Here is a 17,026-nt window from a genome sequence, read left to right on the forward strand (position 1 = left end):
TGCCATGTGCCAGCGCTACCCCGTTCCCCGCATCACATTTTGCGCCCTCAGCGCTGAACTGGCCTGAGCCTACACCATGGACCTTACCGTTTACGCTGTACCTGTGTTTGTCGTCGCGATGCTGATGGAGTTGGCCTATGGCATCTACCGCGGGCGCAATACCTACAGGCTTAACGATTCGGTCAGCAGTCTCTTTCTTGGCGTACTCAGCCAGGCAAGGAGGCTGGTCACCCTTGGCGTAGGTGGTTATGTCTATTATCTGGTGACGCAGTATGTCTCGCTTTCCCAGATGGACAGCGGTAAGGCCTGGACCTGGGTGCTGGCATTTGTTCTCTATGACTTCTGCTACTACTGGCTGCATCGTCTAGGCCACGAGCGCACGATTCTCTGGGCAGCCCACGTGGCACATCACCAGAGCGAGGAATACAACCTCACCACGGCTCTGCGCCAGACCAGTACGGGATTCCTGTTGGGGTGGATTTTTTTCATACCGCTGTTTCTGATTGGTATCCCCGCAGAGGTTTTCGTGACAGTGGCGTCACTTAACCTGTTGTACCAGTTCTGGGTGCACACTGAACATATCCCGAAACTGGGTTGGTATGAGTGGGTGTTTGTGACCCCGTCAAATCACCGTGTTCACCATGCACAGAATGATATCTACATGGACCGTAATTATGGTGGCGTCTTCATTCTCTGGGATCGCCTTTTTGGTACCTTCCAGGAAGAGCTGGATGAGGAACCAGTGGTGTTTGGCATCCGTGGCCCGCTGCATAGCTTCAACCCCCTGCACGCCCTGACCCATGTTTACGTGGACATGGCCATGGACAGCTGGCGCACCCGCAACTGGCGGGACAAGCTGCGTGTCTGGGTTGCACGCACGGGCTGGCAACCGGCCGACGTTGCCGCTACCTACCCTCGTCACAAGAATGACCTTTCCACTTTCACCAAGTACGATCCAAAAGTGCCTGCAGTAGTCTCCTGGTACGGCTTTTTTCAGTTGGTGGCGGTGGTGGTGTTGCTGGACTGGCTGTTGAAGACGGAGCTGGGCTACTGGGCCGGGTTTGTTGGCTGGGCGATGCTGCTGGGTACTACCATGACAACCACGCTTTGGCTGGAAGCGCGCCCGGTAAACGGATTGATACGCTGGGAGCAGCTGCGCCTTGTGCTGGTGTTCGTTTTGCTGGTCGTGACTGCCTTGCAGGGAGCGGGGCTGGCGTTTACGCTGTTGCTGAGCGGCTATCTGGCGGTCAATCTGGCGTTTCTGGTTCAATTGGACAGCAGTGGGCGCGGCTCCAGACTGACGGAATCGGAACCGTTGTCGACGTAAAGTACGCCGCCAACGATGCTCACGTTTAATTGCATGGTCCGCTTGATCAGTGCCGTCAGGGCTTCCACCTCGCCCCAGTCGAACTGCCATACATGGATGCGAGGCAGGGCGGTGATTGCCTCCGCATTCAGTTTCCACCAGGTGTCGGCGCTCCTGCCGAAGGCGTAAACCACGACCTCGCCGGCCTTGCCGCAGGCCTTGCGCAGGCGCGGCGCCTCCGGCTGTCCAACTTCTATCCATTGTTCGACTTCGCCGCTGTCGGCATGACGCCAGAGGTCCGGCTCCTCGGCAGAAGACAGGCCACGAGTGAACTCCAGTCCTCTTGCCGCCTGCAGGCAATATGCCAGCAATCGCACTGCCATGCGTTCAAGGTTTTCCGACGGATGACAGGCAATGGTCAACGCCAGGGACTCAAAATGGTTGCGGTCAGAATCGGCCAGCTCGACCTGGGCCTTGTAGATTGTAGGTTTAAGTGCCATTCAGGATTCCGACTTTTCCAGTTGTTGTACCGCATGGTCAGCGAAGCCCGCACCCGCCTGGGCGTAAAGGTTGAAGGCCGTAAACCCGTGTTTCTCCAGATCTCGCGCCTCCTCAGCAAAGCGCACCACGGCGGCCGTCTGGCCTTTGTAGCCCAGGTCCCTTAACAACTCGGCCACCAGGATGTTTTCCTCGTGATGGGTGAGTGCCAGTAGAATCAGAGTCACCTCGCCCAGATCGACCTGATGCCAGAAGTCGGGGTCTGACGCGTCAGCAGTGACCACGCGCCGGTGCTTGCGGGTGTGCTCCATCAGTTTGCGGTCGTTCAGGTCCACGCCCAGGACTTCGCGCCCGTGTTTCTCAGCGATTGCATCGTAGGCTCCCTTGCCGATGTTGCCCATGCCCAGGACAATGATCCTCGCGTTGCTGGTGTCTGGCCTGGCCGCGCTGACCTGCTCCGACTCAAAGCGCAGCCAGAAATCATGGCCCCGCCGATACAGTTCGTGTGCGCGTTTGCTCAACGGCGACGACAGCAGGAAGCTGGCGGCAATGGCCAGCGAGACGGTGCTCGCCCATTCGGGGGCTACCCAGCCAGACTTTGCCGCCACCGCAATCACCACCAGGCCGAATTCGCTGTAGTTCCCCAGCGCGCTGGCACTGAGCAGGGCGGTGCGGGGTGCAGCGTGCAGCCATGTCATCAAGGGGAAGTAGACCAGCGGCTTGATCAACGCCATGGCACCCAATATCAGCGCCAGGAACAGCGCTTCCTCCTCGGGCCAGCCATCAAGGCCGATAGTCAGGAAGAAGCAGACCAGGAACAGGTCCTTGAAGTTCATCAGGTTGCGGTAAAGCTCTTTGGACTTCTGTGTGCCCGCCAGCAGCGCGCCGATAACCAGTGCACCCAGGTCACCTTTGATGCCCACCTGTTCGAACAGGGCGGCGCCGCCCAGCGCCAGTGCCAAGCCAAAGAGAGTGAACAACTCGCCATGCCCGGCCTTCTCCATCAGCAGGGTGACAGGTCGGCGAAGCGGCCACAGCAGCAACAGGAGCAGGGCCTCGATTTCGGGAAGGCTACCTTTGGTGGCGGTCAGGAAGAGTACGGCGGCAAGGTCCTGTATCACCAGGATACCGATTGCCAGGTTGGCGTGGTGAGAGGACATCTCGCCCTTCTCCTGCATCACCTGGATGACAAACACTGTGCTGGAGAAGGTCAGTGCAAAGGCGATCACCAGCAGTTCGTTCAATTCCAGCCCCAGGCCGGGCATAGCGATGCCTGCTATCCACAGCACGGCGGCGAAAAGCAACTGCATCAGCAGCATATGGACGACTGTTGTGCCCCACACCACGGGCTTGAGTAACTGTGCAGGTATGAGTTTCAGGCCTATCGTGAACAACAGTAAGGTAACGCCGAGGTCCGCGAGGTTATGCAGCAGCGCACCAGCTTCGATGTGGGTTTCGTGAAGCACGAATCCAGCAGCCAGGTAGCCGATAAGAGCAGGCAGGCCCAGTGCTCTGCTGAGCAGGCCGCAGGCCAGGGCGATGAGAATGATGAACGGGTCTAGTATCACTAACGACTGGGCCGGTTGCGTACCTGCCAGAGCACGAGCGTACTGAGGCATACCACCAGCACGTCGACGGCGACATTGGCGGTCTGCAGCGTATTTGGCGGCTCTAGCTGCTGGATTGCGCTCAGGGCGACAGTTGCCGGCACCGCGATGGCCATGAACAGGCTGAAGCGGGATTGCCCGAACAGGCCGATCGCGATAATGAGGTAGACGGCGCCCAACAGCATTGCCCCCACGGCTCTCTCATCCAGTTCCCGAAACCAAAGGCCAGCGATATGCGCCACGCCGGAGCCGGTCAGAAGGCAGGCGGCGAGGAAACGCAGGGAAAAAGTCAGGCGATTGGGCATGGCAGGGAATGTACCACTTAATCGCTGCGTTAATAACACAAGCAGTAGTATTTCCTCCAAAATGCTACCTGGTTTTTGCTGGCGGCATGCTCATTGAGGGTTGGTGAGTGCGCGGGCCACGCGTGATTGAGTTGTTCTGCCCAGGGCAGTGGAAATTGCATTGCCTGCCGCCACCAGATTGTCGAGGTCGACGCCGGTAGCAATGCCCAGGCCATTGAGCATATACACCACGTCCTCCGTGGCCACGTTGCCCGAAGCGCCCCGGGCATAGGGGCAGCCACCCAGTCCTGCGACAGAGGCGTCTACGGTGGCGATGCCGTGTTGCAGCGCCACCAGGATATTGGCCAGGGCCTGCCCGTAGGTGTCATGGCAATGCACAGCCAGCTGCTCCGGCCTGAAGCACGCGAGCAGCACGTCCAGCAGACTGGCCATACTGCCGGCGGAGCCGGTGCCGATGGTGTCTCCCAGGGAGACTTCGTAGCAACCCATATCCAGCAGGGCCGCGCTTACGCCAGCAACGGCTGCCGGATTAATATAGCCCTCATAGGGGCAGCCCAGAACGCAGGATACGTAGCCGCGCACGGGTATATTGCTGGCCGAGGCGGCTGCCATCACGCTTTCAAAGCGCTTTAGGCTGTCGCCGATGTCGCAGTTGATGTTCTTACGAGAAAACGTTTCCGATGCGGCGGCGAATACAGCTACCTCGTCCGCGCCTGCGGCCAATGCGCGTTCGAACCCCTGAAGGTTAGGGGTCAGTGCCGTATAGCGCACATTTCCGTGACGCTGCATTTGCTGGAATACTGCTTCGCTGTCTGCCATTTGCGGTACCCACTTCGGGTTGACGAAGCTACCCGCTTCCAGCACCTCCAACCCGGCATTCGCCAGGTCGTCGAGTAACTGCAGTTTTACTTCCAGGGGGATGGTCCCGGCTTCATTCTGCAGGCCGTCTCGGGGGCCGACTTCCACGATAGAAACACGTTGCGGCAGGGTCATGGCTGTTTACTCCTCGGCAGGGGTGAAGTTCAGTAGCTCAGCGCCACCGTCCACCAGATCACCGGGCTGGTAGTAGAAGGTTTGCACCACGCCAGCGCCGGGGGCGCGGATGGTGTGCTCCATTTTCATTGCCTCCATCACCAGCAGCGGCGTGTCGGCTTGAACCTCCGTCCCGGGTTCTACCAGCAGTGTCACGATGGTGCCGTTCATGGGTGCGGAAAGTCCGCCGCCGGCGCCATTGGCATCCGCCTCGCCGGTATCTGGCATGACCTCGCGAAAATGACAGGCGCCCTCTGGCATGTAGAGGGTATAGCCGTCATGCGTGCGCGCCAGGGTGCCGCGCTGGCGATGGCCATCGCGTTCCACGTGCAGGATGTCGCCGTCCAGGTGTCCGCTGAGACGGCTCTCCTCATCTGCCACCCGGACGATGTATGCCTCACTCTGTTGTTCTATCTCGACTCGATACTCCTGCTGGTGGCAGTGCAATGTCAGCCGGTGCAGGTGCGGCTCGTTCATTCGCCAACCGTTATTGCTCTGCCATGGCGAATAGGGGTCCTGCGGGCGCACTGGCGTATCAGCCTGCTTCTGCAGCAGCAGGGCCAGCGCCGCAAGCGGCAGCTCGCGCGCCAGGTCCTGGTGTCGCTCGTGAAATATCAGTTCACCGTGCCGTTCGATGAAACCGGTATCCAGCTCGGCCTCAACAAAAGGTCGTGAAGTAGCCAGGTTGTAGAGAAAGTCGAGGTTGGTCACTGTGCCGCTGATGCGGTACTCGGCGAGGGCAGTTCCCAGACGCTGCAGCGCACGTTCGCGGGATTCATCCCAGACGATCAGTTTGGCAATCATCGGGTCGTAGTACACGCTGACTTCGTCGCCCTGTCGCACACCGGTGTCTACGCGCACGTGGGCGGACTCCTCCGGCGGCTGCAGGAAGTCCAGCGTGCCTGTGGCGGGCAGAAAATCGTTGTCCGGGTCCTCGGCGTAAACCCTTGCCTCGAAGGCGTGCCCGTTGATACGTACTTGCTCCTGTAGCAGGGGAAGGGGTGCGCCGCTGGCTACCTGCAGTTGCCACTGCACCAGGTCCTGCCCCGTTATCATCTCCGTTACAGGGTGCTCAACCTGCAACCGGGTGTTCATTTCCATGAAGTAAAAACTGCCATCCTCATCGAGCAGGAACTCCACCGTGCCGGCGCCGCGATAGTCGATGGCGCGGGCGGCGGTAACGGCGGCCTCTCCCATTTCGCGGCGCAGCGCCTCGCTCATGCCGGGGGCGGGCGCTTCCTCGATAACTTTCTGGTGTCGCCGCTGTACCGAACAATCGCGTTCGGCGAGATAGACGCCATTGCCGTGATTGTCACAGAACACCTGCAGTTCCACGTGCCGCGGTCGGGTCAGGTATTTCTCTACCAGCATGGTGTCATCGCCAAAGCCTGACATGGCCTCCCGGCGGGCTGCGGCGAGCGCCTGCTCAAACTCTTGCGCAGACCAGACCTGGCGCATGCCTTTACCGCCGCCGCCGGCGGTGGCCTTGAGCAGCACCGGGTAGCCCATTGCATCCGCTGCCTGCTGGAGCACAGCGGGATCCTGGTCATCACCATGGTAGCCCGGCACCAGGGGGACGCCAGCCTCGCCCATGATTCGCTTGGCAGCAGACTTGGAGCCCATGGCCTCAATGGCTGCAGCGGGAGGGCCGATGAATACAACTCCCTGCTCGGCGCAGGCGCGAGCGAAAGCCGCGTTCTCCGAAAGGAAGCCATAGCCCGGATGGATGGCGTCCGCATGGGTGGACAATGCTGCGGCCAGGATTCTGTCAGCGAGAAGATAAGACTCCCGTGCCGGCGCGGCGCCAATGTGTATTGCTTCGTCCGCCATGTGCACATGCAGGGCATCGCGGTCCGCATCCGAGTAGACCGCTACCGTGGCGATGCCCATCTGCCGGGCGGTTTTGATCACCCGACAGGCGATCTCACCGCGGTTTGCTATCAGGATTTTATTGAACATAGCTGGGTATCCGTCACATTACTGTTCGCTTGACCAGGCCGGCTGGCGTTTGTTCAGAAACGCCCCTAGCCCTTCCTGACCCTCTGGCGATACCCTGATGTGCGCAATGCGCTCACAGGTACTCTCAACCAGAGCGTCGGTAATTTCGCGCCCGGCGATATCTGCCACCAGGTGCTTGGCGTCCCTTACCGCCTGCGGCCCGTTGCCGAGTATGCTGCGGATCAGCGCTTCTACTGCGCCATCAAGCTCAGCCTCGGCGACGACCTCGCTGACCAGGCCCAGGGCAAGGGCACGCGCCGCGTCAAAACGCTCCGCCGTGGTAAAGTAGCGTCGGCAGGCTCTTTCGCCCATTGCGCGCACTACAAAGGGACTGATGGTCGCTGGCACCAGGCCGATTTTTACCTCAGACAGGCAGAAACTGGCACGCTCGGTGGCCACCGCCATATCGCAGCAGCTCACCAGACCAACCCCGCCGCCGAAAGCAGCACCCTGCACGCGGGCGATCGTTGGCTGCGGTAACTCGTGCAGCGACCTGAGCATGCCGGCAAGCAGTCGCGCATCAGCCAGGTTATGGTTGTAGTCATACTCCGCCATGCGTTGCATCCAGCCCAGGTCTGCCCCCGCACTGAAGTTCCGTCCCGTTGATGCCAGTACCACCACCCGCACCGTGTCGTCGCCCGCGAGGTCGTCAAAAATTGCGCGCAATGCGGCGATCATCGCGTCGTCGAAGGCGTTGTGCTTGTCCTCCCGGTTGAGGGTGACGGTGGCCACGCCTCTCGGGTCGATATCTGTTGTAACTGCGTCCTGGCTCATTTTTCTGTCCTGGTCAATCTGTTGGTTCAGGGTGCCCGCACCCTGACCCGGGTGCAGCAGCACCCTACATGCGGAAAACCCCGAATTGCGTTTCCTCTATCGGCGCATTGAGCGCGGCCGAAATCGACAGTCCCAGCACCATCCGTGTGTCTGCGGGATCAATCACACCGTCGTCCCAGAGTCGCGCCGAGGCGTAATAGGGGTGTCCCTGTTTTTCGTATAGTTCGAGGGTCGGCTTCTTGAACTCAGCCTCTTCCTCAGCCGTCATCGCCTTGCCGTCGCGGGCAAGCTGATCCTGCTTTACGGTGGCCAGCACGCCGGCGGCCTGCTCGCCGCCCATCACCGAGATGCGTGCATTGGGCCACATGTACATAAAGCGTGGTTCGTAGGCCCTGCCGCACATGGCATAGTTACCGGCGCCGAAGGAGCCGCCAATGATGACAGTGAACTTGGGCACGTTGGCACAGGCCACCGCGTGCACCATCTTTGCGCCATGCCGGGCGATACCGCCGTGTTCGTACTGTTTGCCAACCATGAAGCCGGTAATATTCTGCAGGAAGACCAGGGGGATCTTGCGCTGTGCACAGAGCTCTACAAAGTGCGCACCTTTTACTGCTGACTCGGCGAATAGAATGCCGTTATTGGCAATGATGCCCACCGGGTAGCCGTGGATGCGGGCGAATCCACAGACCAGGGTTTCGCCATAAAGTGCCTTGAACTCGTCAAACTCGGAACCATCGACGATGCGGGCAATGACCTCGCGTACATCGTAGGGCTGTTTGGTATCGGCCGGAATGACGCCATAGATGTCCTTCTCGGCATAGACCGGGTCGACACTCTCGTGGATATCCATGTTCACCGGCTTGACCCGGTTCAGGCGGGCTACCGAGCGGCGCATCAGTTCCAGCGCGTGATGATCGTTGTTCGCGTAATGGTCGGTAACGCCGGAGGTGCGACAGTGCACGTCTGCGCCACCCAGTTCCTCTGCGGTGACCACTTCACCCGTGGCCGCTTTCACCAGGGGCGGGCCGCCCAGAAAGATGGTGCCCTGTTTTTTGACGATAATCGACTCATCGGCCATCGCGGGTAGATAAGCGCCGCCGGCGGTGCAGGAACCGAGCACCGCGGCGATCTGCGGAATACCGCGGGCGGACATGCGTGCCTGGTTGTAAAAGGCATGACCGAAGTGGTCCTTGTCGGGAAACACCTGATCCTGCAGCGGCAGGAAGGCACCGCCCGAGTCTACAAGATAGAGGCAGGGCAAATTGTTTTCGGCGGCGATGGTCTGGGCCCGGCCCTGTTTTTTCACGGTCAGCGGGTAGTAGGTTCCGCCTTTGACCGTGGCGTCGTTAACAAAAATCATGCACTCATGGCCAGCCACGCGGCCTATGCCGGTGATGATGCCGGCAGCGGGTACCGGGTCTTCGTAGACTTCATGGGCTGCCAGCTGTGACAACTCCAGAAATGGAGAGCCCGGGTCGAGCAGCGCATTCAGGCGGTCCCTGGGCAGTAGTTTGCCTCGCGAGATGTGGCGGTCCTGGGCGCGTGGCCCGCCACCCTCGCGAACCTGTTTCACCACCGCATGCAGGTCGTCGACCTGCGCCTGCATGGCATCGCGGTTGGCGGCGAAGCTCGCGTCACGGGAATTGATGCGTGATTGCAGCACGGTCATGTTGAGCTCCCTTATTTATCTGGTGGCGTTAAACAGTTCACGGCCGATCAGCATACGGCGGATCTCAGAGGTGCCCGCGCCGATCTCATACAGCTTGGCGTCGCGCAGCAATCGGCCCGCGGGCAATTCGTTGGTATAACCGATTCCGCCCAGCGCCTGTATTGCCTGCAGCGCCATCTGCGTGGCTTTTTCTGCGGTGTAGAGGATGACTGCAGCGCAGTCCTGGCGAGTTTCCTCGCCCCGGTCGCAGGCCGCGGCCACCGCGTAAAGATAGGAGCGGCAGGCGTTCATATCGGCGTACATGTCTGCCAGTTTGCCTTGCATCAGCTGGAATTCGCCGATGCTCTGGCCGAACTGCTTGCGGTCGTGCAGGTAGGGAATCACCAGGTCCAGGCAGGCCTGCATGATGCCCACAGGCCCCCCGGACAGCACAGTGCGCTCGTAGTCCAGTCCGGACATGAGAATCTTTACGCCGTCTCCTTCGTTGCGCAGTATGTTTTCGACAGGCACCTCGCAGTCTTCAAACACCAGCTCACAGGTGTTGGAGCCGCGGCAGCCGAGCTTGTCCAGCTTTGGCGAGCGGGAGAACCCGGCAAAGTCACGCTCCACGATAAACGCGGTAATGCCGCGGGAGCCGGCATTGGGGTCGGTCTTTGCGTAGATGATGTAGGTATGGGCGTCGGGGCCGTTGGTAATCCACATCTTGCTGCCGTTGAGCACGTAGTGATCACCCTTGCGGCGAGCGCTTAGTTTCATGCTCACCACATCCGAGCCTGCGTTGGGCTCAGACATGGCCAGCGCGCCAACATGCTCGCCGCTGCACAGTTTGGGCAGATACTTATGCTTCTGCTCCTCGGTGCCATGTTTGCGCAACTGATTCAGGCACAGGTTAGACATGGCGCCATAGGACAAGCCCACTGAAGCCGAGGCCCGGCTGATTTCTTCCATGGCAACGGAGTGTGCCAGGTACCCCATGTTACTTCCGCCATACTCCTCTTCCACGGTAATGCCCAGCAGCCCCATGTCGCCGAACTTGCGCCACATGTCGTGGGGGAAATCGTTGTCGCGGTCAATGTCGGCCGCGCGCGGCGCCAGTTCCTTCTGGCACAGGCCGTACACTGCGTCACGCAGCATGTCGATCTCTTCACCGAGGCCGAAGTTGAGTGTGGGGTATCCGCTGTTCATGGTGATGTCCTGGGGGTTCTCTGGGTTATTGGGTGTCCCCGGCATCGGCCAGGGCCTGTTCACAAAGGGCCTGGACCTCGTCCAGTCCAGCGAGCATGTCATCGATGTCGCGCCGTTGTTGCAGGAAGCGTGCGCGCCTGTCCCGGACCGTGTCTATAAGGGAGCGCAACTGCTCGCTGTTATTATGTGCTGGGTCGTACATATCGATTACTTCGACGCATTCATCCAGCGTCATGCCAATGCGCTTGCCGCGAAGAATGAGCTTGATGCGCACGCGGTCGGCCGGAGTGTAAAGTCGCTTCTGGCCCTGCCGCAGTGGTGCAATCAAGCCCTTTTCCTCGTAGAAGCGGATCGTTCGCGTCGTTACCTCGAACTCTTTCGCCAGCTCTGAAATAGTATAGGTGGTATCGGGTGAGTGGCTTGGTCGATTGCGGTCGGGCATGAAAGTAAATATAGCCCAAGTTTACGTTAACGTAAACGGTAATATTGATTTGCTGTGATTGCCCTGACTGCCTGTCGCGTGCAAGCCTGTTATTATCGCCTTCCTTGTTTCAGGCCCTTAGCTGCTCATGCCCAATACGATACTCCTGCCGTTGCTGGCCAGCGGTGACTTTGTTTCCGGCCAGGACCTCGCCGATGCGCTGGGTGTCAGCCGCACGGCGGTATGGAAGCAATTGAAAAAGCTGACTGAGTTGGGTTTGCAGATCGAGTCGGTGAAAGGTAAAGGCTATAGGATCCCTGGAGGTATTGACCTGCTTGCAGAGGCGGCGGTGCGCGATTCCATGAGTCAGGCTTCCCTTGGCCTGCTGCGCCACCTCGATTTGCAGGACCGCATTGGCTCGACCAATGCCCGGGCCATGGAACAGATCGGACAGGGTGATGCCACCGGCTACGTGTGCACCGCCGAGCAGCAGAGCGCGGGCCGCGGCAGGCGCGGCCGCGAATGGGTGAGCCCCTATGCTCGCAATCGTTATGTTTCCGCGGTTTGGGAGTACAGCGGCGGCGCGGCCGTGCGGGAGGGGATGAGCCTGGCGGTGGGGGTGATAGTAGCCCGCGCACTGGGCCGCTGTGGCGTGCCGCCAGTCCAGCTGAAGTGGCCTAACGACGTGTTGGCCGATGGTGCAAAGTTGGGCGGCATTCTTTTGGAAATGACAGGTGATGCGACGGGCGTGTGCCAGGTGGTGGTGGGCATTGGGCTCAACGTCGACATGCCGCGGGAGTGCGGCGCGGACATAGACCAGTCCTGGACCGATGTGGCGCGGTGTTGCAACGGCGTGCGCCCCTCCCGCTCGGCGCTATTGGGTGCCCTGCTGGATGAGCTGTTGCCATTGCTGGCAAGCTTTGAGCGCACTGGATTTGCGCCGTGGCAGGAAGAGTGGCAGTCACTGGACGCGTTCGCCGGTCAGACTGTGGTGTTGCACAGCGGCGATCAACAGATGGCGGGCATCGCTCGCGGTGTGGATGGGCGCGGCGCCCTGCAGCTGGAAACTGCTGCCGGAGGTGTGCAGTCAGTGTTTGGGGGAGAAATTTCGATGCGGGCATTCTCGTGAATTGTTGCCTGCAGTTGGATGTGGGCAACAGCAGCGCCAAGTGGCGTATGCGGCTTGGTGAGGGCATTGTCGCCCGTGGCATGTTCCGGCACGGTGACAGCGTCGCCCGCGACACCCTGATTTCCACCCCTGGGGAGCCCGGGCAGATCTGGATATCCAGTGTCGCCAGGCCTGAGGTTGAAGCCGAGCTTGCGGACAGGCTAAGGCAGCGCTGGAATGTGGAGCCCTGGTTCGCCAGAACACCAGCGCGGTGCGGCGATCTGGTCAACAGTTATGCGGAGCCTGAACGCATGGGGGTGGATCGTTGGTTGGCGATGCTGGGCGCACGCAATCACTGCGCGAGCAGGCTTTGTCTGGTGGACGCCGGTTCAGCGCTCACCGTTGATCTCGTTGCTGCCGCTGGTCATCACGAGGGGGGTTATATTATTCCCGGGCCCGCGCTGATGGAGCGGGCCCTGCTGCTGGATACCGACCGCGTGCGTTTCGAGGAAAGCGTGGACTACAATCTGCGTCCCGGAGCATCGACGGCAGAGGCAGTGCGTCACGGAATCGCCCTGGCCCAGGCGGGCGCGGTGGCGTTGGCCCTGAAGCAGGCCGGTTCCCCGACGCCCACGCTGTTTTTTTGCGGTGGAGCGGGTGAGACCCTGATGCAACTGCTGGGGCAGGGTGGTAATTACCTGCCTGACCTGGTGTTTGAGGGGCTGGAAGTGATGGCCAGCGATTCAGGGTTCGTCCGGCTCGATTAGCACCATCCTCTCTCCGAGATAGCGGGACCCGGGCAGTGACAGATGCCCCGGGTCTCTGTAGAGCAATACCCCGTCCAGCAGTGCATGGCAGTGGCGTGCGTCGCACAAAGCACCGGCTGTATCCCAGAGCTTGACACCCTCATGGCGTGTGGCAATGCCGTACAGTATCTGGCGATACTCCCCGTTGATTCGATCGTAACGTTTTCTTGGGAGGCGACACTGCCTGGGTTCAAAGGGAGTCAGGCGTACAGGTCGGGTGTCGATGCAGGTACTGGGCTGAAAACCAAGGCCCGGCCAGTCGATCACCAGTACCACCGTTTTGCCCGCCGTCAGCAGTCGGCTTACGGTCTCTTCCAGCGCCGATGCAAACAGCGCGGCTTTATTCGCCTGCCCATTGCTGCCGGGTTTGCGCAACGTAAATCGCGGATTGTCCGGATTGATATACATGGGGCCCATGGAGGAGAGAAAGACTGTTTCGATAGACGCCTGGCCTAGCACCCAGTCGAGATGTGCTGCGGTGTCGGTGAGGCATGTGGAGTTGCGACCGGAGTCGCGAATCTCGATGCCATAGAGCGGTGGGCAGCCACCGCGACCGAGCCGGACCACACCGTGATGGGTGTCCTTGAAAGCACTGACCAGGGCAAAAAAAACATTGGTGCTATGACTGTCGCCGAGCACGGCGACACTGGGTTGTTTGCCGTTACTCAGGCAGCGGGGGGGGAGTGCAAAAGCGGCTGAGCAGTCGTCGCGTTGATGCAGGCCCAGTTCATTCCAGTAGAGCGCGCTAGCCGCTGCATTTACCTGGCTGGTTCGGCTGGGAAAGCCGTCCCGGACCATCACCAGCATCCCTGCTGCGCCGGTCAGCAATAACGCGGTGATGAGCAGTGCGGGTACCGTGCGCCCCGGGTGATAGCGTAAGGGGGTTTCCACCAGGCGAAAGCTCAGCCAGGCCAGTACTGCACTGACGGCGACCGCCGTGAAGCGAATCAGTGGCTGCGGCTCTGCCGGCTCCATGAGTCGAGCAAACGTGAGCAGCGGCCAGTGCCACAAGTACAGTGGGAAGCTGATCTTGCCAATGAACACCAGCACGCGGCTGCCAAGTATACGGCTGACGCTATTGTCGGGGCCCGCGTAAATAGCCAGCGCTGCGCCCGCAGTGGGTAACAGGGCCCACCATCCCGGGAACTCTGAACGACTGCTGATCTGCCATGCCGCTGCAGCCAGCATCGCCAGCCCGCTTGCGACTAGCGTAGCGCCAGCCTTTCTAGGCGCGGTAGAGAAAGGTCGGCAAGCCAGCAGTGCTCCAGTCAGCAGTTCCCAGGCCCGGAAGTGGGGCAGGAAAAAGTGTGCGGCCGGGTCGGCGGTGACCAGCACGCTGGCTGCAAAGGAGGCAAGCAGCAGGGCGACGACAAGGTAGGCCAGATGGTCTTTTGCCCTGGTTAACAGCAATAGCAGCAAAGGCCAGGCGAGATAAAACTGTTCCTCCACGCCCAGCGACCAGAGGTGTAGCAAGGGTTTCAGTCGGGAGTCGGTATCAAAGTATCCTGCCTCGCTCCAGAAAAGAATGTTGGGGGCAAACACGGCCGCTGCCCCGGTCTGTTTGCCCAGCATTGCATACTCATAGGGCAGCAGTATCCACCACCCCGTCACGAGGCAGAACACCAGGACCAGCAATACCGCGGGGATGATGCGCTGGATGCGGCGGCGATAGAAGCCGATCAGCGAAAAGCGTTGTGCCTGCAGGCCTTGCAGAATAATGCCGGTGATCAGGTACCCGGAGATGACGAAGAAAATATCTACACCGACGAAGCCGCCCGGAAGGAGGGTCGGGAAAGCGTGATAGATAACCACAGCAACGATGGAGAGCGCCCGGAGACCGTCTATGTCTGGCCGATAGTGCTGCATCTGCGGGCGAGCTTAGCTGGTATGCGCCCAGTGGCGCGTCAGGTCGTTGTCGAGTAATTCCGCGTAGTTACTGACGGACAAGGCGAGATCTTCTGCCCCAACCTTGTTGAGTGCCGGCGCGATGCACGCGGGGGAAGTATCAATGCCCAGGGCTTTGCATACGCTTGCGACTGTGCCACCGATGTCGGCTGACAGGTCCTCGTAAAACACATCGAGTACGGATCTTCCCGCGATCGTCTGGACCACTCGCTGCCGCTCCGCGTCGAGCTGGTCACATCTTTCCTGAAAGGCCTCGATATCGACCTTTACCTGTATCTGGCCCTTTGCCTTGCCGCCCATCCCTGAGTGGATGGCGCCGCCGGATTGCATGATCCGCTCGGAAACATAGCGCCGCAGTGGGTTGCGCCTCTGCAGGTGAATCCACTGCAGGTCGGGGGCGGCCAGTAGCCATTGTAGTGCGTCGCGCCAGCGTGTTTGCAGGAGGTCGTTGTATATGACCTTCATGCCTACCGCCATCTCCGGCCGGTAGAGCGCAGTTTCCAGGAACTCACAGGCGTCTGTGTTGCGTAGTTGCAGCAGATTCGCTGAACGGGTCTTACGCTGTTCTTCTGTGGCAGCAAAGGGATCAAACCCGTCGCGATAGCCGCGAACCTGGTTGGGGAGAAACAGCTCGCCATGGCATATAAGCCCCGGGAGGCTGTTCAGCGTTTTCGCCAGCAATGTGCTGCCGGTACGTGGAGCGCTGACGATGACGAATTTCACAGGCATATTTTTCGGTGTTGGTGGTCTCTCTGTATCTGTGCCTGACAGATGTTGTGCGGCAGCAGGCCCATGCGGACTCGAACATGAGCGCCGCGCCGCAGAGTTCCTGGTCGGCGGTGATTGCGCCAGGTGTTCAACGGTAGTTTACCGAGATCACGATGTGCTCACCGTCAAAGGAAAGGTCTTGGATATTCTCCCTGAACGGCAGCAGGTATGGGTGCCTGGGCAGGTCGGAGCGCATAGGGTCGGTTATCTGAGCGGACCAGGCCCCCTGTAGCTCCCGCCGCAAGCCTTGTGCATCGGTATTGTCACGGTCGAACTGTAGTGCATCTATCCTGGGTTCGTGTAACAGGATCTTGCGTTCAACAGGGTCGTAACCCAGCCTGCCGGAAAAAGCGGCACGCCCCGTCTCGCTGATCGCCACACCTGCCTGGGGGCGGTGGTCGTAGGCCTGGAACCTGACCTGAATGCCGATGCGTTGCCGGTCGATAAACAGCAGCGTGGGCTCGGTGAGAAAAAGCCTGGCCTTTGTCAGGTTTACCGTGATGGGAAACTGTTCCCGGGCAATGTTTGTACCCATCTCGGCGGAAATCGGCAGCGTTGTGCTTAATCCCGCGGATACGGATGTCGCTGCCAGTGCTGTTACTGCTGCGAGTAGTCCGTAAATAAACCTTGCCCGCATCTGTTTACCTGTCGCTTTGTTGAGATGGGTGCATAGTAGGCCGGGTCCGACCAGTACGGCAACTGCCGATTGCGGGCTGCCGTGACCCAGGCCCCGGGCGATCCTGCGGGCTCGTGGCTGTCGGGGGCGTGTTCGCCGTAGCGCCAAGGCAGGCGACTTTCTCAGGCTCGCCTATTGCATCCCCCCAGCGCTTTGCATAGAATCACCGCCCGTTGAGTCGGCAGCGGTTTGAGGGTGTTCTTCCTTCTATATATACACCGGCTCAAAGGCGTGGATTTGGCTGGCGTAGCTCAGTAGGTAGAGCAGCTGATTTGTAATCAGCCGGTCGGGGGTTCGATTCCTCTCGCCAGCTCCATTCCATCCCCGCTTTTTTCTCAATTTAGTGCCTTGCGAAGCGTGATTTTCCCGGTCGTTGGGGTGGGTATCGGTTGCCTGTATCGCCTGCTGAAAAAGTGTGCGTAAGTCGATCATTTTATTGGGATAAGCGGTTGACATTGGGTGTGGGCATCCGGACAATATGCCGCCTTCTGGAGGGGTTCCCGAGTGGCCAAAGGGATCAGACTGTAAATCTGACGCGAAAGCTTCGGTGGTTCGAATCCACCCCCCTCCACCATATAGCAGGCATGTCTGGAGTGGTGTCTGGCAGGTTAACTCGTTGATCTGTCTGAAGATTAGATTTTGGCAGTACGCGGGTATAGTTCAAAGGTAGAACCTCAGCCTTCCAAGCTGATGATGCGGGTTCGATTCCCGCTACCCGCTCCAGAGTGTGAAGGTAAGGCTCATATAGCTCAGTCGGTAGAGCACTTCCTTGGTAAGGAAGAGGTCACCGGTTCAAATCCGGTTATGAGCTCCACTTTTTATAAAGTGTGTTTGGGTTTGTTTGGTTTTAACTAGAGTGGTTTAAAGCAAGGCTGCGGCCGGTGTCATAGGAGATTGTCGTAATGGGCAAAGAAACATTTGAACGTACTAAGCCCCACGTAAACGTGGGCACCATCGGTCACGTT

General features: G+C 59.8%; 15 protein-coding genes and 4 tRNA genes. 7 read left to right on the plus strand and 12 right to left on the minus strand.

The window, feature by feature from the left end:
• The first annotated feature begins 76 nt into the window (after window positions 1-76).
• Window positions 77-1,327 (plus strand): sterol desaturase family protein, encoded by a 1,251-nt coding sequence (locus C0039_RS11720; protein ID WP_101518145.1) that lies wholly within the window; start codon window positions 77-79, stop codon window positions 1,325-1,327.
• Here the strand turns inward: C0039_RS11720 and C0039_RS11725 are convergent.
• The 9 genes from C0039_RS11725 to C0039_RS11765 all read right to left on the minus strand — a co-directional run bounded on the left by C0039_RS11725 (window position 1,267) and on the right by C0039_RS11765 (window position 10,819).
• Complete coding sequence (locus C0039_RS11725; protein ID WP_075999106.1) at window positions 1,267-1,806, minus strand: YaeQ family protein; 540 nt, start codon at window positions 1,804-1,806, stop codon at window positions 1,267-1,269. The two genes, C0039_RS11720 and C0039_RS11725, sit on opposite strands and share 61 nt — an antisense overlap.
• Window positions 1,807-3,372 (minus strand): cation:proton antiporter family protein, encoded by a 1,566-nt coding sequence (locus tag C0039_RS11730; RefSeq protein ID WP_243391603.1) that lies wholly within the window; start codon window positions 3,370-3,372, stop codon window positions 1,807-1,809.
• Window positions 3,372-3,716 carry a hypothetical protein gene (locus tag C0039_RS11735; RefSeq protein ID WP_101518146.1) on the minus strand — a complete coding sequence of 115 codons (345 nt, stop codon included), beginning with the start codon at window positions 3,714-3,716 and terminating at the stop codon, window positions 3,372-3,374. Before C0039_RS11735 ends, C0039_RS11730 begins: the two co-directional genes overlap by 1 nt.
• 90 nt (window positions 3,717-3,806) lie before the next feature.
• Window positions 3,807-4,709, minus strand: coding sequence for a hydroxymethylglutaryl-CoA lyase (locus C0039_RS11740; protein WP_101518147.1), 903 nt, complete (start codon window positions 4,707-4,709; stop codon window positions 3,807-3,809).
• Window positions 4,710-4,715: 6 nt separating this feature from the next.
• On the minus strand, window positions 4,716-6,707 hold the full coding sequence (locus tag C0039_RS11745) for an acetyl/propionyl/methylcrotonyl-CoA carboxylase subunit alpha (RefSeq protein ID WP_101518148.1): 1,992 nt from the start codon (window positions 6,705-6,707) through the stop codon (window positions 4,716-4,718).
• An 18-nt stretch (window positions 6,708-6,725) separates the two neighbouring features.
• Window positions 6,726-7,520 carry an enoyl-CoA hydratase/isomerase family protein gene (locus C0039_RS11750; protein WP_101518164.1) on the minus strand — a complete coding sequence of 265 codons (795 nt, stop codon included), beginning with the start codon at window positions 7,518-7,520 and terminating at the stop codon, window positions 6,726-6,728.
• 64 nt (window positions 7,521-7,584) lie between these two features.
• Entirely contained in the window at window positions 7,585-9,192 is a 1,608-nt protein-coding gene (locus tag C0039_RS11755; protein ID WP_075999101.1) for a carboxyl transferase domain-containing protein, read from the minus strand.
• Window positions 9,193-9,207: 15 nt separating this feature from the next.
• On the minus strand, window positions 9,208-10,377 hold the full coding sequence (locus C0039_RS11760; RefSeq protein ID WP_101518149.1) for an isovaleryl-CoA dehydrogenase: 1,170 nt from the start codon (window positions 10,375-10,377) through the stop codon (window positions 9,208-9,210).
• A gap of 25 nt (window positions 10,378-10,402) precedes the next feature.
• Entirely contained in the window at window positions 10,403-10,819 is a 417-nt protein-coding gene (locus C0039_RS11765; RefSeq protein WP_075999100.1) for a MerR family transcriptional regulator, read from the minus strand.
• A gap of 127 nt (window positions 10,820-10,946) precedes the next feature.
• On the opposite strand from C0039_RS11765, the gene birA reads away from it, so the two are divergent.
• On the plus strand, window positions 10,947-11,927 hold the full coding sequence (gene birA / locus C0039_RS11770) for a bifunctional biotin--[acetyl-CoA-carboxylase] ligase/biotin operon repressor BirA (protein ID WP_101518150.1): 981 nt from the start codon (window positions 10,947-10,949) through the stop codon (window positions 11,925-11,927).
• A complete protein-coding gene (locus C0039_RS11775) occupies window positions 11,924-12,673 on the plus strand; it encodes a type III pantothenate kinase (protein WP_133125987.1) in 750 nt (249 codons plus the stop codon). Before birA ends, C0039_RS11775 begins: the two co-directional genes overlap by 4 nt.
• Here C0039_RS11775 and C0039_RS11780 read toward each other — a convergent pair.
• The 3 genes from C0039_RS11780 to C0039_RS11790 form a co-directional block, all read right to left on the minus strand.
• Window positions 12,650-14,578, minus strand: a complete 1,929-nt coding sequence (locus C0039_RS11780; protein ID WP_101518152.1) for an acyltransferase family protein — start codon at window positions 14,576-14,578, stop codon at window positions 12,650-12,652. The genes C0039_RS11775 and C0039_RS11780 overlap by 24 nt on opposite strands.
• A gap of 12 nt (window positions 14,579-14,590) precedes the next feature.
• The gene (locus C0039_RS11785) at window positions 14,591-15,340 is read right to left on the minus strand and encodes a Stf0 family sulfotransferase (RefSeq protein WP_165787111.1); all 750 of its coding nucleotides are present in this window, start codon (window positions 15,338-15,340) and stop codon (window positions 14,591-14,593) included.
• A 133-nt stretch (window positions 15,341-15,473) separates the two neighbouring features.
• Window positions 15,474-16,022 (minus strand): hypothetical protein, encoded by a 549-nt coding sequence (locus tag C0039_RS11790; protein ID WP_101518154.1) that lies wholly within the window; start codon window positions 16,020-16,022, stop codon window positions 15,474-15,476.
• A 279-nt stretch (window positions 16,023-16,301) separates the two neighbouring features.
• On the opposite strand from C0039_RS11790, the gene C0039_RS11795 reads away from it, so the two are divergent.
• The 4 genes from C0039_RS11795 (at window position 16,302) to C0039_RS11810 (ending at window position 16,875) form a co-directional block, all read left to right on the plus strand.
• Window positions 16,302-16,377: transfer RNA gene (locus tag C0039_RS11795), tRNA-Thr, on the plus strand.
• 174 nt (window positions 16,378-16,551) lie between these two features.
• Window positions 16,552-16,635: transfer RNA gene (locus C0039_RS11800), tRNA-Tyr, on the plus strand.
• A 75-nt stretch (window positions 16,636-16,710) separates the two neighbouring features.
• Window positions 16,711-16,784 (plus strand) — tRNA-Gly (locus C0039_RS11805).
• Between the two features lie 15 nt (window positions 16,785-16,799).
• A tRNA-Thr gene (locus tag C0039_RS11810) sits at window positions 16,800-16,875 on the plus strand.
• Window positions 16,876-17,026 lie beyond the last annotated feature (151 nt).

This window comes from Pseudohalioglobus lutimaris (assembly GCF_002866825.1).
Classification (GTDB): domain Bacteria; phylum Pseudomonadota; class Gammaproteobacteria; order Pseudomonadales; family Halieaceae; genus Halioglobus; species Halioglobus lutimaris.

Bases quoted from the DNA above. Each gene is read 5' to 3' on its own strand.
- C0039_RS11720 (WP_101518145.1), top strand. From the start codon at position 77: ATGGACCTTACCGTTTACGCTGTACCTGTGTTTGTCGTCGCGATGCTG.
- C0039_RS11725 (WP_075999106.1), bottom strand. From the start codon at position 1,806: ATGGCACTTAAACCTACAATCTACAAGGCCCAGGTCGAGCTGGCCGAT.
- C0039_RS11735 (WP_101518146.1), bottom strand. From the start codon at position 3,716: ATGCCCAATCGCCTGACTTTTTCCCTGCGTTTCCTCGCCGCCTGCCTT.
- C0039_RS11740 (WP_101518147.1), bottom strand. From the start codon at position 4,709: ATGACCCTGCCGCAACGTGTTTCTATCGTGGAAGTCGGCCCCCGAGAC.
- C0039_RS11745 (WP_101518148.1), bottom strand. From the start codon at position 6,707: ATGTTCAATAAAATCCTGATAGCAAACCGCGGTGAGATCGCCTGTCGG.
- C0039_RS11750 (WP_101518164.1), bottom strand. From the start codon at position 7,520: ATGAGCCAGGACGCAGTTACAACAGATATCGACCCGAGAGGCGTGGCC.
- C0039_RS11755 (WP_075999101.1), bottom strand. From the start codon at position 9,192: ATGACCGTGCTGCAATCACGCATCAATTCCCGTGACGCGAGCTTCGCC.
- C0039_RS11760 (WP_101518149.1), bottom strand. From the start codon at position 10,377: ATGAACAGCGGATACCCCACACTCAACTTCGGCCTCGGTGAAGAGATC.
- C0039_RS11765 (WP_075999100.1), bottom strand. From the start codon at position 10,819: ATGCCCGACCGCAATCGACCAAGCCACTCACCCGATACCACCTATACT.
- birA (WP_101518150.1), top strand. From the start codon at position 10,947: ATGCCCAATACGATACTCCTGCCGTTGCTGGCCAGCGGTGACTTTGTT.
- C0039_RS11780 (WP_101518152.1), bottom strand. From the start codon at position 14,578: ATGCAGCACTATCGGCCAGACATAGACGGTCTCCGGGCGCTCTCCATC.
- C0039_RS11790 (WP_101518154.1), bottom strand. From the start codon at position 16,022: ATGCGGGCAAGGTTTATTTACGGACTACTCGCAGCAGTAACAGCACTG.